This window comes from Longispora urticae, assembly GCF_053902585.1.
Genome location: NZ_JAQZSH010000022.1, coordinates 60,742 through 75,547 on the forward strand (window position 1 = coordinate 60,742; position 14,806 = coordinate 75,547).

A 14,806-nucleotide genomic window follows, 5' to 3' on the forward strand; every position below is an offset into this window, starting at 1 on the left:
CATCCCGGTACCCGTCGCTGTGGGTTAGTTTTCAGGGGCATCCTTCTGGGGATGACAGGGGTGCCACAACCCAGACGACACACGCACCGCGGGGGCCACAATGCCGGTCAGCACTTGGCGCGAGGCCATGGAACGGGCCCTCTACGGGCCGGACGGCTTCTTCGTCCGCGAGGCCCCGGCGAGCCAGTTCCGGACCAGCGTGCACGCGTCCTCACAGCTCAGTGCCGCGATCGCGACCGTGGTGCGCCGGGTGGACGCGGCCCTCGGGCACCCGGAGACCTTCGACGTCGTGGACATCGGCGCGGGGCGGGGCGAGCTGCTGGAGACGCTGCGGGCGGAGCTGGCCGACGTGCGGTTCCGGTACACGGCCGTGGAGATCGCGGAGCGGCCGGCCGGGATCTCCCCCGACATCGGCTGGGTGCGCGAGATGCCGAAGGGCACCACGGGGCTGATCGTGGCGACCGAGTGGCTCGACAACGTGCCCGTCGACGTGGTGAGCCGCGACGAGGCCGGCGTGCCCCGGCTGCTGCTCACCGACGGCACCCTCGGCCCGGCCGCCGACCGGGAGACCGCCGACTGGCTGCGCGACTGGTGGCCGGAGTTCGAGCAGGCCGAGTCGGGGCTGACCCGGGACCGGGCCTGGCAGGCGGCGGTGGCCGACCACACCGGGCTGGCGCTCGCCGTGGACTACGGCCACACCAGAGATCAACGGCCTTTCTTCGGTACGTTGACCGGGTACCGCGCGGGTCGGCAGGTCCCCCCCGACCCCGACGGGGCCACGGACATCACGGCCCACGTGGCGATGGACTCGCTGAGTACCGGAAACTCGGTCCTGGTCTCCCAGCGCGAGGCGCTGCGCACCCTGGGCGTGACCGGCACCCGCCCCCCGTTGTCCCTGGCCAGCACCGACCCGCGCGGGTACCTGCGGGCGCTGGTCGCCGCGACCGAGGCCAACGAGCTGACCGACCCGGGCGGACTCGGCGGACACTGGTGGCTGTTCGAGGGCAGGGGCGTGGACGTGGCACGATGCTTCCCATGACCGAGTTGACCGTGGGCGTGGGAGCTGGACTCGACACCGCCGACATGGTGCTGAACATCGGACCGCAGCACCCGTCCACCCACGGCGTGCTCCGGCTCAAGCTGACCGTCGACGGCGAACGGGTCGTGACCTGCGAACCCATCATCGGGTACATGCACCGGGGCGCGGAGAAACTGTTCGAGGTCCGCGACTACCGGCAGATCATCGTGCTCGCCAACCGGCACGACTGGCTGTCCGCGTTCGCCAACGAGCTGGGCGTCGCGCTCGCGGTCGAACGGCTGATGGGCATCGAGGTCCCCGAACGCGCCACCTGGCTGCGCACCGCGCTCGCCGAGCTGAACCGGGTGCTCAACCACCTGATGTTCCTCGGCTCGTACCCGCTGGAGATCGGCGCGATCACGCCGGTGTTCTACGCCTTCCGGGAACGCGAGAAGCTCCAGGCGATCATGGAGGAGGCGGCCGGCGGCCGGATGCACTTCATGTTCAACCGGGTCGGCGGCATCAAGGAGGAGGTGCCGGCCGGCTGGACCCGCCGGGCCCGCGAGGCCATCGCCGACGTCCGCAAGGGCATGAAGGACATCGACGTCCTGATCCGGCGCAACGAGATCTTCATGGCCCGCACCAAGGGCGTCGGGGTGCTCACCGCCGAGGCCGCCGCCGGGTACGGGGCGTCCGGGCCGGTCGCCCGCGCCAGCGGCCTCGACTTCGACCTGCGCCGCGACGAGCCCTATCTCGCGTACGGCGAGCTGGACGTGCCCGTGGTGACCCGGCAGGCCGGCGACTGCCACGCCCGGTTCGAGTGCATGCTCGACCAGGTCTACGTCTCCCTCGACCTCGCCGAACAGTGCCTCGACAAGGTGGACACCATCCAGGGGCCGGTCAACACCCGGCTGCCCAAGGTGGTCAAGGCCCCCGAGGGGCACACCTACGCGTGGACGGAGAGCCCGCTCGGCCTCAACGGGTACTACCTGGTGTCGCGGGGCGAGAAGACGCCGTGGCGGATGAAGCTGCGCACCGCGTCGTACTCCAACGTGCAGGCGCTGGCCACCCTGCTGCCCGGCTGCCTCATCCCGGACCTCGTCGCCATCCTCGGCTCGATGTTCTTCGTCGTGGGCGATATTGACAAGTAACCCGGCCAGCCTGCTCACCTTCCTCCGGAAGCTGGGCGTGGCCCTGTGCGACGCGGGCGACCCGGTGAACCAGACCACCGAGCGACTGCAGAAGATCGCCGACGCGTACGGGGCCGAGGACGTCCGGTTCTTCGTCCTGCCCACCGGTGTGTTCATCCGCGACCACGAGGCCGTCGACTTCTCCGAGGCCACCGGCACCGGACTGCGCCTCGACCAGATCAGCGCCCTGTACGAGCTGGTCGGGCTCGCGTCCACCGCCCGGATCACCCCGGCCGAGGGCAGCACCCGGCTGGACGCGCTGCTCGCCTCCCCGCCCCGGTTCGGCACCGCCGCCACGCTGCTCGGGCACGTCGCGTTCTCCGTCGGCCTCGGACTGCTCCTCGAACCGACCTGGCGTGCGCTGGTCGCCTACGCCGTACTCGGCCTCGGGGTCGGGCTGCTCGGCCTCGTCGCCCGGCGGAGCCGCTCGCTGTCCCTGGCGCTGCCCGTGCTGGCGAGCCTGCTGGTCACGGCCGTCGCGTACCAGGTGGCGGCGCCGCTGCTCGGCGACACGGCGCTACGGGTACTCATCCCGCCGCTCGTGTCCTTCCTGCCCGGCGCGACCCTGACCATGGCCACCGTCGAGCTCGCCTCCGGCGCGATGATCTCCGGCTCGACCCGCCTCGTGTACGGCATCAGCCGGCTGCTCCTGCTCACCTTCGGCGTGGCCGCCGGCACCCAGCTCGCCGGGGCGCACAACGCCGACGTGACCCTGATCCCCCCACTCGGCCCGTGGACGCCCTGGGTCGGGGTGGCCGTGTTCGGCGTCGGCGTGTACCTGTACTTCTCCGCCCCGGCCAGGTCCCTGCTCTGGCTGATGGGCATGCTCTACCTCGCCTACGTGGCGCAGTTCCTCGGCACGCTGCTGATCGGGGCCCTGTTCAGCGGGTTCGTCGGCGCGCTCGTGATGACCGTCGTGTCCTACTGGCTCCAGCGGATCCCCGGCGCGCCGCCCGCCCAGGTGCTCTTCCTGCCCGCCTTCTGGCTGCTGGTGCCGGGGGCGGTGGGGCTGCTCAGCCTGAACGAGCTGGCCACGGATGTGCCGATCGGGGCGAGTGACGCGATCGGTGGGCTGTGGTCGTTCATCTCCATCGCGTTGGGGATGCTGGTGGGGTCCAGTTTGGGCCGGTACTCGATCACCGACCTGGTGCCGGCGGCCTACCGGCAGCGGAACGCGCGCTAGCGCCAGCGTTCCTCGCGCGGGTAGTCCTCCTGCGGGGGCTGCCAGCCGCGTTCGGCGGCGCGGCCCCGGCGGGGTTCCTCCTCGGTGTACCGGGCGCGGTAGCCGCTGTCGTCGTAGTCGCGCGGCGGGCTCCAGCCGGACTCGGTGCGCTCGTCGCCACCGGGGTCCTGCGCGCGCCAGGCCGGGGTCTGCTCGTCCCAGTCGGGGTTGGCGGCCCGGCGGCCCGACCGCTCGGCCGGTCCCTGCCGGGTGGCCCGCTCGGGTTCGGCCGGTTCCTGGCGGATCGAGGCCCACCGGTCGGCGACCCGCAGCTCCTGGCCGTACTCGTCCGTGCGCAGCTCCGCGCGCCGTTCGCCCATCCGGACCTCGCCGCCGCGCTCGTCGGAGCGCACCTCGGCCCAGGACTCGCCGGCCGAGCGGGTGGAGCCCGGCGCGTCCTGCGAGCGCAGGTCCGCCCACGGGTCGTTGCCGCGCGGGATGGCGGGCAGGCTGGTGGAGAAACTGGGTTCGTCGTCGGGCTCGGCGCGGCGGGCCCGACGGTTGCGGGTCGGGCCGTCCATCTCGAACCGGCCGGGCTCGGGCTCGGGGCGGCGCACGTCGAGTTCGGCGCGGCGCGGCTCCGGCTCGGACCGGCGGGGCTCGGCTTCGGCGCGGCGGGGCTCCGAACCGCGCAGCTCCGCGCGGATGTCGGACCCGCGAAGGTCCGGCTCGGCACGGCGCGGCTCGGGTTCGGCGCGGCGCGGCTCGGGTTCGGACCGGCGGGGCTCCAGCTCGGCGCGGCGGGGCGGCGCGGACTCCGCCCGGCGGGAACCGCTGTCCGCCCACGAGGGCTCGCGGGTTTCCGGCTCGTACCTGGCCGGCTCGGCGTCGTACCGGTCCGGCTCGGCGCGGCGCGGCGCGAACCCGGAGCTGCTGTCGAACCCGGACTCGTACCGCGGCGCCCCCTCGGCCCGGCGCGGCTCGTACTGCGAAACAGAGGTGGAGTCGTCGTACCGGCGCGGCTCGGGCCGGGCCGGTGGCGGGCTCGGCGGCTGCCACGCGCGGGCCGGGGCCTCGTCGGCGGGCCGGGCACGGTTCTCCTCGGCGGGCCGGGCGCGCACGGGCGCCGGCTCGGGCTCCCAGCGCGGGCGGTCCTCCTCGACCCGGCGGCCGTACTCGGCGGGGCGGGCGGCCGGCTCGGACCCGGGGCGCGGGCCGAGCACGGTCGACGGCTCGATCCGGCTGGTCTCCAACGCGGGCCGGGCGCCGTACTCGGTGCCCTCCGGCTGCGCGGCGCGCCCCTCGGTCCAGCGGGGTTCCGCCTCCGGTCGACGGGTCGCTTCTTCGGCGGGGGGATAAGGAGTGGCCCGGCCGTGCGGGTGGTCAGCGGTGAGCGTGGTCTGGCGGGTGGTGACCTGCACGGTCTCGGTGTGGTGCACGAGGCCGGAGGACTGCGGCACCGGCACGGACGCGGTCGCGGTCACCGGACCGGGCTGCGGCCGGCCGCCCCGGAGCGCGTCGACCTCCCCGCGCAGGGTCTGCACCTCGCGGAGCAGCGCGGCGTGGGTGGCCTTCGCGGCGGTCCGGATGTCGTCGCGGACGTCCTCCCGGAGCAGTTCCAGCTCCTCGACGAGCGTCGCCTCCATCTCGGCGGTCACCCCGCCGGTGTCCCGACGCAGGGTGATGGACAACCCGATGAGAACGATCGAGAGGATGGCGAGAGCGGCGGCGACTCGAAGTGGGCCCCCGCCCTGGCTGAGCAGCAGCAGAGCGGCTGCCACCGGAGCCAGACCCACCCCGATCCAGAACAGGATCATGGGCAGACCGCCGCTCAGACGCCCCTGTTGGGTGTCCGAGGCTGGCATGGTTGCAGACAGTACCGATTGTTTCAGTTTTTCGAAATAGGGAGGCGCCACGAAGTCCCACCACTTTCCCCTGCACCCGGCTAGTCGTCTTCCTCCCTCCACCGCATAACGAGGGTCATCCTCAGGGATGACGGGCTGATCAGCCTGGCGACGGCCGTCGGAGGCCTCTCCCGTCGTTACGCTCGGTACGTGCCCCGTACCTATTTCGGCCTCCCGCTGCGCAGCGCACTGTTCGACGCGGCGGTGGTGATCAGCGCGCTCTTCCTGTGCGCGGCCAGTGCGGGCACCGAGGAGTACTCCTGGCGCCAGGGCCTGCTCGGCGTAGCGATGTCCCTGGTCCTGCTCTTCCGCCGTAGGTACGCGACGGTCGCGTGCACGGTCGTCGCCCTGCTGGCCCTGTTCCAGACCCTGATGAACTGGCAGGTCCTCCCGCACGACGCGGTGGTCCTGGTCGCCGGGTACAGCGTGGTCAAGTACTCGAAGAGGCTCTGGGAGGGTTTCGCGGCCGGCGCGGCCCTGGTCCTCGGCGTGTTCCTCGCGGCCGACCAGATGGGCAGCAGCTGGGAGGAGAAGGGCGGCATGGTCATCATGCTGGGCTCCCTCGTCGTCGGGGTGTGGTTCGCCGGCCTCAACGCCCGCAACCGCCGGCTGTACGTGGTGAGCCTGGAGGACCGGGCCGAGACGCTGGAGCGCGAGCAGGCCCACCTGGCCCGGATCGCGGTGGGCGAGGAGCGCAACCGGATCGCCCGGGAGCTGCACGACATCGTCGCGCACAGCCTGGCGGTGATGATCGTGCAGGCCGACGGCGCGCGGTACGTGCTCGACGCGAACCCGGAGAAGGCCCGCGAGGCCATGCTGACCATCGGCGACACCGGCCGGGAGTCGCTGGAGGAGATGCGCCGCCTGGTCGGGGTGCTCCGCGAGGCACCCGACGACGACCGCAACGTGGTGGTGCTCAACCAGGTCGGCACGCTGGTCGAGCGCTCCGAGGCCGCCGGCCTGACGATCGAGATGACCCATCTGGGTACGCCGCGGCCGCTGTCCCAGGCGCTGGAGCTGACCGCGTACCGGATCGTGCAGGAGGCCCTGACCAACACGCTCAAGCACGCCGGCGCCGGCACCCGGGTCACCCTGACCTTCGAGTGGCTGCCGCACACCCTGAACATCGCGATCATCGACGACGGGGCGGGCCAGGTGCCCCGGGCGGTGGGCTCCGGCGGCCACGGCCTGGTCGGCATGCGGGAGCGCGCGATGCTGTACGGCGGCGAGCTGATCGCCAAGCCCCGGCTGGTCGGCGGCTTCGAGGTCATCGCGACGCTACCCTTACGGCCATGACCGAGCGGAGCGACGAGTACATGATCAGGGTCTTTCTCGTGGACGACCAGTCGCTGGTGCGCGCCGGGTTCCGGATGGTCCTGGAGGCGCAGCCGGACATGACGGTCGTCGGCGAGGCCGGCGACGGGGCCGACGCGCTCCGCCAGCTGGCCACGGTCGAGGCCGACCTCGTGGTGATGGACATCCGGATGCCGGTGCTCGACGGCGTGTCGGCCACCGCCCGCCTGACCGCCATCCCGAACGGCCCGAAGGTGCTGGTGCTCACCACCTTCGACACGGACGAGGACGCGTTCGCGGCGCTGCGGGCCGGGGCCAGCGGTTTCCTGCTCAAGAGCGTGCCGCCCGAGGACCTGCTCGCCGCGATCCGGGTGGTGGCCGGCGGGGACGCCGTGGTCGCGCCGAGGGTGACCCGCAAGCTGCTCGACCGGTTCGCCGGCCAGCTCGGCCCGCAGAGCGGCTCGGACGACTCGAAGGTGAAGCTCCTGACGGACCGGGAGCACGAGGTGCTGCTGCTGGTGGCCCAGGGCCTGTCGAACCAGGAGATCGCGGAGCGGCTGTTCGTGGCGGAGGCCACCGTCAAGACGCACATCGGCCGGATCCTCACGAAGCTGGAGCTGCGCGACCGGGTGCAGGCCGTCATCCTGGCCTACGAGTCCGGCCTGGTGAAGCCGACCCGCTAGTAATCCTCAGGTCGTAGGGATCTGCCCCTAGGGCGCGACCGGCGGTGGACCCGAGGTCCCGTTCACGGGTGGACGCACACCGCCCGGCGCGCGCCTAGCGTTTGGCGCATGACCAACAACGCAGCAGCCGTGGCCGCCATCGGCCTGAGCAAGCAGTACGGAGTGGGCGAGGCCGCCGTCGTCGCGCTGGACGCCGTGACCCTCGAGTTCGGCGCGGGCCAGTTCACCGCGATCATGGGGCCGTCCGGTTCCGGCAAGTCGACGCTGATGCACTGCCTCGCGGGCCTCGACCGGCCGAGCGCGGGCACGGTGCGGATCGGCGACGCCGACGTCACCCGGCTCGACGACAAGAAGCTCACGCTGCTGCGCCGCGACCACGTCGGTTTCGTGTTCCAGAAGTTCAACCTGCTCCCGGCGCTGACCGCCGCGGAGAACATCATGCTGCCGATCTCCATCGCGGGCGGCAAGGCCGACGCGAAGTGGTTCTCCCAGGTCGTCGCGGCCGTCGGGATCGCCGACCGGCTGGGCCACCGGCCGAGCGAGCTGTCCGGCGGCCAGCAGCAGCGGGTGGCCGTGGCCCGGGCGCTGATCACGAAGCCGCTGGTCATCTTCGCCGACGAGCCGACCGGCAACCTGGACTCCCGGTCCGGGGCCGAGGTGCTCCGGCTGCTCCGCGAGGCCGTGGACACCCTGGGCCAGACGGTCATCATGGTCACCCACGACCCGATGGCCGCGTCCGCCGCCGACCGGGTGGTCTTCCTGGCCGACGGCCGGCTGGTCTCGGAGCTGTACGGGCCGACGCCCGAGCGCATCCTCGACGTCATGGGCAACCTCGACAAGGCGGGCGCGCGCTGATGTTCAAGCTCACCCTCAAGTCGCTGCGCGCGAACTCGGTCCGGCTGATCCTGTCCTCCCTCGCCATCGTGCTGGGCGTGGCGTTCATCGCCGGTACGTTCGTGTTCACCGACGGCCTCAAGCAGGCCTCGTACGACAAGGTCGGCAAGCTCGACCAGAAGACCAGCGTCGGCGTGGAGCTGTCCGAGACCGCCTACCGGACCTCCGCCACCAATCCCGACGCCGGTAAGGCCGACCCGCCGGGCTTCGACCAGGCCACCCTCGACAAGGTGCGCGGGCTGTCCGGGGTCGCCGTCGCCGAGGGTGTGGTGCGGACCACGGGCGGCCTGACCGGTACCAACGGAAAGCCCGTCCGGGGTTATCCGATCTTCACCAGCGTCCCGACCAGCAAGGACCTCCAGTCCTACACCGTGACGGCCGGGCACCTGTCGGAGAAGACCGGCGAACTCACCATCGACCAGCACACGTTCGAGAAGCAGGGCTTCAAGCTCGGCGACACCGTGACGGCCGCCGGTGAGAACGGCGTGGGCCGGAAGATGACGCTGGTCGGCGTCGTGGACGTCTCGGGCACCGCGCTCGACTACGGCGGGGCGTTCCTCGGGGTCACCCCGGACGACGCGCTGGCGATGAGCGGCCTGAAGAAGTACACCGGAATGATCATCGCGGCGAAGCCGGGTGTCGCCAACGAGGCCCTGGCCAAGGAGGTGAAGCAGGCGGTCGGCCCGACGGGGGACGTGAAGACCCGCCAGGAACTGCTCGACGCGGGTTTAGCACAGATCGTGCAGAACGTCGAGCAGTTCAACATTGTGCTGCTCACGTTCGGCGCGATCTCGGCATTCGTCGCGGCCTTCGTGATCGCCAACACCTTCACGATCGTGCTCGCGCAGCGTGCCCGGCAGACCGCGCTGCTCCGGCTCGTCGGTGCCACCCGGGGACAGGCGTTCCGGTCCGTGGTGCTCGAATCGGCGGTGGTGGGCTTCGTCGCCTCGATTGCGGGCATCGTGGCCGGCCTGGGCATCGCGGCGGGCATGCAGACGGTACTGAGAAGGCTCGACTTCCCGATGGAGGGCGGCCTCGTCCTCACCTGGAAGACCATCGTGATCTCCCTGGTGATCGGCACGGGCATCACGGTCTTCTCGGCCCTGGTTCCCGCGTGGCGGGGCACCCGGGTGCCGCCGGTCGCGGCGCTGTCGGATTCCGCGGTGGAGACCGCCCGTAAGGTCGGCAAGATCAGACTGGTACTCGGCGCGGCCGCCCTCGCGGCTGGCGTGGCCTGCCTGTTCGGCGCGGGGATGCTCGGCAGTTTCCTGTTCGTCGGCGCGGGCGGCGTACTCAGCTTCACGGGGATCGTGATGTTCGGCCCGGTTCTGGTGCCGTTCCTGGTCCGGGTGCTCGGCTGGCCGCTGCGGAAGCTGTTCGGCGCGACCGCCACGCTGGCGATCTCCAACGCGGTGCGCAACCCGCGCCGGATCGCGGCCACCTCGGTGGCGCTGGTGATCGGGATCGGCCTGGTGTCCGCGTTCCAGGTGGGTGGCGAGAGCGTCAAGGCGGGGATCGGCGCCCAGATCGACCGGAAGATCGGCGCGGACTTCATGTTCCGGTCCGGCTCCGGGCAGATCTCCCAGGAGCTGGTCGACAAGCTGCGCAAGCTGCCCGAGCTGGGTACCGTCTCGGAGCCCCGGCAGGCCGTCGACGAGGCCTCGAACCTGCGGATCCGGTCCACCCAGCCGCTGTACGCGCTGAACGACGGCGAGAAGGCCGTCGACGGGGACCCGGCGAAGCTGACGGAGGGCAAGGCCGTCGCGACGGTGCCCACCGGGCTGAAGGTCGGCGACAAGGTCACCGTCAAGGGCAGGTCGTTCCAGGTCACCAGCGTCGTCAAGCAGGGCGACGTGGACAAGAAGCCGAACACCACCAAGCAGATCTCGATCATGGACTCCGACTTCACGGCGCTGTACCCGGAGTACCGGCCGTATGGTCTGGAGGCCTCCACGGCCGCCGGGTTCACCACGGCCAAGGCCATGGACGCCGCGTACACGGTGCTCGAGGACTACCCGACCGTGGAGGTGATGGACCGGGCCGCGTACAAGGCGGAGCTCACGTCCACCGTCGACACCATGCTCGCGTTCGTCACGGCGATGCTCGGCCTGGCCGTGGTGATCTCGCTGATCGGGGTCGCGAACACCCTGACCCTGTCGGTGGTGGAACGGACCCGGGAGAACGGCGTCCTGCGCGCCGTCGGCCTGACCCGGGGCAAGCTGCGCGGCATGCTCGCCGTGGAGGCGATCCTGATGGCCCTGGTGGGCGCGCTGCTCGGCGTGGCCCTGGGGACAGCGGTGAGCGCCGGGGCCATGAACATGATCAACAGTCTGGGTGGTGACTTCGCGGTCACGGTGCCCTGGGGGAAGCTGTCGATCATCCTCGGCGTCGCGGCCGCGGCGGCCCTGGCCGCCTCGGTGTTCCCCGCCCGGCGGGCCGTGGGCCGGCCGGTGGTGGAGTCGCTCGCGACGGAGTGACTCGGCCTGTGAGGTGACGGAGGCCCGGTTCCCCGTGGGGGTGGGACCGGGCCTTCGCCATGGGTCGGGATGGCCGCGCCGGGGGCCGGGTGCCGCATGGGTCGGCCGGCCGAGTCAGCGGCCCTCAGGCCAGGGGCAGGGCCTGCTCCCCGATCCCCTGCACCAGCCCGGTGAAGTGCCGCCCCCCGGTCGGCACGACCAGGCACCGCAACGTCAGTAACCCGTGCTTGACCCCGTCCATCTGCGGCCCCAGCCACAGCACGGTCACGTCCTTCGACGTCTTCGTGCTGGGCCAGCCGAGGTACTCCATCGCGGTCTTCTCGCACGCGCTCACCGCGGCGGTCTGCAACTCGGTGGCCGACGTCGGCAGCGCGCCCGGGTCGAGCTTCGCCAGCCCGGCGAACTCCCCGCCGTGCGGCCCGTCGCAGTTGGGCAGGTAGTCGACGTCCTGCACGTTCGAGCCCTCGTAGCGGGGTTCGACGCAGCCGAAGAGCAGCGGGCCGGGCTGGGCGAGAACACCCTTGAGCAGGCCGGTACGCGGGACGAACGTGCGGACCAGATAGCTGCGGGACTCGGCGAGTACGCAGGTCAGCCAGCGCTTCATGGTGCCGTTCGCCGTCTTGTCCTCGGTGTACATCTCGACCTCGAGCCGCCCGGTCTGCCGGTGCGCGCCGAGGTAGGCCTCCGCCTCCCGCTCGCACCGGTCGTACCCCGTGGTCAGCATCGTGTCCCGGCCGGCCGTCCCGTCGGTCTCTCCGACGAAGAACGTCTCGAACTCGTGCGAGGCCGAGCAGTCGACGAGTTTGCGCCCGAGGGTGGACTGCGGGAAGCCGTTCTGGGCGGGCGCGCTGGTGGAGTTCCAGCACTCGCCGACCTTGTCGCCGGCCGCGAGCGGGTCCTTCTTCTCCGCGCCGCCCGGCAGGAGCGCGCAGCCGCTGAGGGTGAGGGAGGCGACGGCGAGGGCCGCCCCCAGGAATGAACCCCGTGAATACCCCATGACGGGGCAGCCTACGGAAGTTCCCGGCGGCGGCCATTCGGCCGAACGGTCACACAGAACGGGCCGGCAGGCCCGGCCTCACACCAGGCGCACGCCCGGATTCGCGACGGTCGGATCGGTGCCCAGCTCGATGACCTCGTTGCGCTCGTTGACGTGCACGACGCGCGGGAGATAGGACTTGGCCTCGGACTCGTCCATCTGTCCATAAGAGATGATGATCACAAGATCATCCGGGTGTACGAGGTGCGCTGCCGCCCCGTTGATCCCGATCACGCCGGACCCGCGCTCGCCGGGGATCACGTACGTCTCCAGCCGGGCCCCGTTCGTGATGTCCACGATCGCGACCTGCTCGCCGGGGATCAGGTCGGCGGCGTCGAGCAGATCCTCGTCGATGGTGACGGAGCCGACGTAGTGCAGGTCGGCCTGCGTCACCGTCGCGCGGTGGATCTTCGACTTGAGCATCGTACGCAGCATCACTGCACCTCCACGGGCGCGTTGTCGATCAGGCGGGTGGTACCGACCCGGGCGGCGACCAGCAGGCGCGCCGGCCCGGTGCCGACCGGACCCAGGAGCGGGTCGGTCAGCGCAAGGTAGTCGAGGTCGACATCCTTGAGTTCGTTGCCGGCGGCCGCGAGGATCTCCTCGGCGGTACCGGAGGGGCACGCGTGCAGCGCGCGGGACAGCGACAGGGCCCGGTCCCGTTCGGACGGGGACAGGAACCGGTTCCGGCTGGACAGGGCCAGGCCGTCGGGCTCGCGCACCGTGGGCACACCGACGATCTCGGTGCCCATGTCCAGGTCGCGGACCATCTGCCGGATGAGGGTGAGCTGCTGGTAGTCCTTCTCGCCGAAGTACGCGCGGTCGGCGGCGGTGAGCCGGAGCAGCTTGTGCACGACGGTGAGCATCCCGGAGAAGTGGCCGGGGCGGCTCGCGCCGTCGAGGATGTCGCCGGTGGGACCCGGGTCGATCCGCACCGACGGGGTCACCGGGTAGATCACGTCCACGGTGGGGGTGAAGACCGCGTCCACGCCCTCGGCCCGGCAGAGGTCGAGGTCCGCGTCCAGGGTGCGCGGGTAGCGGTCGAGGTCCTCGGAGGGCCCGAACTGCAACGGGTTCACGAAGATGGTCGCGAGCACGTGGTCGTTCGCGGCCCGGGCGGCGCGCAGCAGCGAGGCGTGCCCCTCGTGGAGCGCGCCCATGGTCATCACCACGCCGACCCGGCCGGTGAACGTGGCCCGGGCGGCGGCGAGCCCCGCCCGGTCGGCGACGACGAGAGTCACGACCGCACCGCCAGTACCCCCAGAAGTTCCTCCGCGTCGACGGCCTTGAGCCGCCCACCCGCGATGGCCCGGTCGGCGGTCCGGCGGGCCAGGGCCACATACGCCGCGACCGAGTCCGGCGCGTGCGCGGCCAGGGCCGTCAGGTGCGTGGCCACCGTGCCGGCGTCGCCCCGGACCACCGGCCCGGTCAGCGCCGCGTCGCCGAGCCGCAGGGTGTTGTCGAGCGCGGCCGACAGCAGCGGGCCGAGCATCCGCTCGGGGTGCGTCACCCCGGAGCCGCGCAGCAGGTCCATCGCCTCGTTGACCAGCGTGACCAGGTGGTTGGAGCCGTGCACGAGCGCCGCGTGGTACAGCGGCCGGTCGGCCTCGGTGACGAACTCCGGCTCCCCGCCCAGTTCGAGCACCAGCGCCTCGGCCACGAACCGCAGCTCCTCGGGGGCCGTGATCCCCCAGGAGATGCCGTCGAGCCGGTCGAGGTCCTCGGGCCGGTTCGTGAACGTCATCACGGGGTGCAGGGCGAGCGGGAGCGCGTGCCGGCGGGCGGCCGGGGCGAGCACGTCCAGGCCGTGGGTGCCGGCGGTGTGCGCGACGATCTGGCCGGCGGGGAACTCCAGCGCCTCGACGAGCTTGGGAAGAACATCGTCGGGTACCGCCAGGAGGGCCAGATCGACGCCGGCGACGACCTCGTCGGGGGTCAGGACCTGTGCGGAGGGCAGCAGCCGCTCGACGCGGGCCCGGGACGCCGAGGACACCGCGGAGGCGGCGACCACGCGGTGACCGGCGCGTTCCAGGGCCGCCCCGAGGACGGCGCCGACCCGGCCAGCCCCGACGATGCCGACCCGGAGGCGGCCAGGGCGTTCTACGTTCATGTCGCGATCCAGTCCTGGTTGGGGTACCGGTCGACGCAAGTATGCGTCCTGGTCTCGGCGGCTGGGGAGGGCTTGTGGCGTATCGCACCCGGGGGCCGGCGGTGCCGTGCTCCGGGCCGGAAACGGGGCTGCGGGGATGTGCGGGGACCCGTAGGCTCCCGCGCCGTGAAGCCCAGAACTGTTGTCCTCCTCGTCGTCGCCGGTGTCCTCCTAGTATGCGGTGGTTTGGCCGCCCTGGGTGGGCTGGTCAACAGCGGGTTCCTCGGCGGTGGCGGCATCGGTGCGAGCGGCAGGACCACCCCGGTGGCGGGGGACTGCCGGCGCGCCGGCACCGGGCCCGCGACCGGCGCGAACGGCTTCCCCGACACCTACGTGGCCGGCCGGGTGAAGTGTTCCAGCCCACACGAGATCGAGACGGTCTACGTCGGGGTGTACGCCTCCACCTGGACCGAGGAGGTGGGCACGAAGGAGACCACGGAGATCTGCACCTCCCGCTCCGAGGAGTACCTGGGCGGGAAGCGCCACGCCGGGCGGATCGAGATGACCTACTACCTGGAGGAGGGCAGCGGCCGGCGCTGGTTCACCTGCGACCTGGCGGAGGTCGGCAGCTCGGCGGGCAAGAAGCTGGTCACCCGGAGCGCATCCCTGCGCGGCTCCCTCGCCGGGGCCGCCCCGATGACGATCGGCTGCGCGAACTCCACCACCGACGACTTCGTCTACCTGGCGGACTGCGGCACCGCCCACAACGCCGAGTTCGCCGGCCTCTACGCCATGCCGGCCGATGCCGCTCCGGCCGACGAGGACGCCCTCGGCACCGCGGTGACCGCGGGCTGCGAGAAGGTGGTCACGGACTACCTGGGCTGGGACAAGCGTCGATACGACGACTCCCAGTTGATCGAGCTCTCCTACTGGGGCGCGTCGCACGCGGACCTGGCCGGCGACCGTACCTTCCAGTGCTATGTGACCACTCTTGATCACCACAGGTTCACGGCCAGTGTCAAGGGCCTCGGCGACGGGCGGCCCCCGCTGGCCGGGTGAG

General features: G+C 71.8%; 13 protein-coding genes. 8 read left to right on the forward strand and 5 right to left on the reverse strand.

Going from position 1 to position 14,806, the window contains the following annotated elements:
* Window positions 1-100: 100 nt before the first annotated feature.
* Genes PT931_RS12860 through PT931_RS12870 form a run of 3 tightly spaced genes read left to right on the forward strand, consistent with a single transcriptional unit; the run spans window position 101 to window position 3,391 of the window.
* On the forward strand, window positions 101-1,039 hold the full coding sequence (locus tag PT931_RS12860) for an SAM-dependent methyltransferase (protein ID WP_456245954.1): 939 nt from the start codon (window positions 101-103) through the stop codon (window positions 1,037-1,039).
* On the forward strand, window positions 1,036-2,169 hold the full coding sequence (locus tag PT931_RS12865; protein WP_456245955.1) for an NADH-quinone oxidoreductase subunit D: 1,134 nt from the start codon (window positions 1,036-1,038) through the stop codon (window positions 2,167-2,169). Before PT931_RS12860 ends, PT931_RS12865 begins: the two co-directional genes overlap by 4 nt.
* Window positions 2,159-3,391, forward strand: a complete 1,233-nt coding sequence (locus PT931_RS12870) for a threonine/serine ThrE exporter family protein (protein WP_456245956.1) — start codon at window positions 2,159-2,161, stop codon at window positions 3,389-3,391. The genes PT931_RS12865 and PT931_RS12870 overlap by 11 nt, the downstream gene beginning before the upstream one ends.
* Here the strand turns inward: PT931_RS12870 and PT931_RS12875 are convergent.
* The gene (locus tag PT931_RS12875) at window positions 3,388-5,187 is read right to left on the reverse strand and encodes a hypothetical protein (protein WP_456245957.1); all 1,800 of its coding nucleotides are present in this window, start codon (window positions 5,185-5,187) and stop codon (window positions 3,388-3,390) included. The two genes, PT931_RS12870 and PT931_RS12875, sit on opposite strands and share 4 nt — an antisense overlap.
* Window positions 5,188-5,424: 237 nt before the next feature.
* Between PT931_RS12875 and PT931_RS12880 the strand changes: the two genes are divergently transcribed.
* The 4 genes from PT931_RS12880 (at window position 5,425) to PT931_RS12895 (ending at window position 10,621) form a co-directional block, all read left to right on the forward strand.
* Window positions 5,425-6,570, forward strand: a complete 1,146-nt coding sequence (locus PT931_RS12880) for a sensor histidine kinase (protein WP_456245958.1) — start codon at window positions 5,425-5,427, stop codon at window positions 6,568-6,570.
* A complete protein-coding gene (locus PT931_RS12885; RefSeq protein ID WP_456245959.1) occupies window positions 6,567-7,250 on the forward strand; it encodes a response regulator in 684 nt (227 codons plus the stop codon). The genes PT931_RS12880 and PT931_RS12885 overlap by 4 nt, the downstream gene beginning before the upstream one ends.
* 108 nt (window positions 7,251-7,358) lie before the next feature.
* On the forward strand, window positions 7,359-8,105 hold the full coding sequence (locus PT931_RS12890) for an ABC transporter ATP-binding protein (protein ID WP_456245960.1): 747 nt from the start codon (window positions 7,359-7,361) through the stop codon (window positions 8,103-8,105).
* A complete protein-coding gene (locus PT931_RS12895; protein ID WP_456245961.1) occupies window positions 8,105-10,621 on the forward strand; it encodes an ABC transporter permease in 2,517 nt (838 codons plus the stop codon). The genes PT931_RS12890 and PT931_RS12895 overlap by 1 nt, the downstream gene beginning before the upstream one ends.
* Before the next feature lie 124 nt (window positions 10,622-10,745).
* Here PT931_RS12895 and PT931_RS12900 read toward each other — a convergent pair whose 3' ends face one another.
* The 4 genes from PT931_RS12900 to PT931_RS12915 form a co-directional block, all read right to left on the reverse strand.
* On the reverse strand, window positions 10,746-11,618 hold the full coding sequence (locus PT931_RS12900; RefSeq protein WP_456245962.1) for a septum formation family protein: 873 nt from the start codon (window positions 11,616-11,618) through the stop codon (window positions 10,746-10,748).
* Window positions 11,619-11,696: 78 nt separating this feature from the next.
* Window positions 11,697-12,092, reverse strand: coding sequence for an aspartate 1-decarboxylase (panD, locus tag PT931_RS12905; protein ID WP_456245963.1), 396 nt, complete (start codon window positions 12,090-12,092; stop codon window positions 11,697-11,699).
* On the reverse strand, window positions 12,092-12,898 hold the full coding sequence (gene panC / locus PT931_RS12910; RefSeq protein WP_456245964.1) for a pantoate--beta-alanine ligase: 807 nt from the start codon (window positions 12,896-12,898) through the stop codon (window positions 12,092-12,094). Before panC ends, panD begins: the two co-directional genes overlap by 1 nt.
* Window positions 12,895-13,767 (reverse strand): Rossmann-like and DUF2520 domain-containing protein, encoded by an 873-nt coding sequence (locus tag PT931_RS12915; protein ID WP_456245965.1) that lies wholly within the window; start codon window positions 13,765-13,767, stop codon window positions 12,895-12,897. The genes panC and PT931_RS12915 overlap by 4 nt, the downstream gene beginning before the upstream one ends.
* A 165-nt stretch (window positions 13,768-13,932) precedes the next feature.
* On the opposite strand from PT931_RS12915, the gene PT931_RS12920 reads away from it, so the two are divergent.
* On the forward strand, window positions 13,933-14,805 hold the full coding sequence (locus PT931_RS12920) for a septum formation family protein (protein ID WP_456245966.1): 873 nt from the start codon (window positions 13,933-13,935) through the stop codon (window positions 14,803-14,805).
* The last annotated feature ends 1 nt before the right edge of the window (window position 14,806 follow it).

What these genes read in the sequence shown, in the direction of transcription:
- PT931_RS12860 (WP_456245954.1), top strand. Translation starts at nt 101, where the DNA reads ATGCCGGTCAGCACTTGGCGCGAGGCCATGGAACGGGCCCTCTACGGG.
- PT931_RS12865 (WP_456245955.1), top strand. Translation starts at nt 1,036, where the DNA reads ATGACCGAGTTGACCGTGGGCGTGGGAGCTGGACTCGACACCGCCGAC.
- PT931_RS12875 (WP_456245957.1), bottom strand. Translation starts at nt 5,187, where the DNA reads ATGATCCTGTTCTGGATCGGGGTGGGTCTGGCTCCGGTGGCAGCCGCT.
- PT931_RS12885 (WP_456245959.1), top strand. Translation starts at nt 6,567, where the DNA reads ATGACCGAGCGGAGCGACGAGTACATGATCAGGGTCTTTCTCGTGGAC.
- PT931_RS12890 (WP_456245960.1), top strand. Translation starts at nt 7,359, where the DNA reads ATGACCAACAACGCAGCAGCCGTGGCCGCCATCGGCCTGAGCAAGCAG.
- PT931_RS12895 (WP_456245961.1), top strand. Translation starts at nt 8,105, where the DNA reads ATGTTCAAGCTCACCCTCAAGTCGCTGCGCGCGAACTCGGTCCGGCTG.
- PT931_RS12900 (WP_456245962.1), bottom strand. Translation starts at nt 11,618, where the DNA reads ATGGGGTATTCACGGGGTTCATTCCTGGGGGCGGCCCTCGCCGTCGCC.
- panD (WP_456245963.1), bottom strand. Translation starts at nt 12,092, where the DNA reads ATGCTGCGTACGATGCTCAAGTCGAAGATCCACCGCGCGACGGTGACG.
- PT931_RS12915 (WP_456245965.1), bottom strand. Translation starts at nt 13,767, where the DNA reads ATGAACGTAGAACGCCCTGGCCGCCTCCGGGTCGGCATCGTCGGGGCT.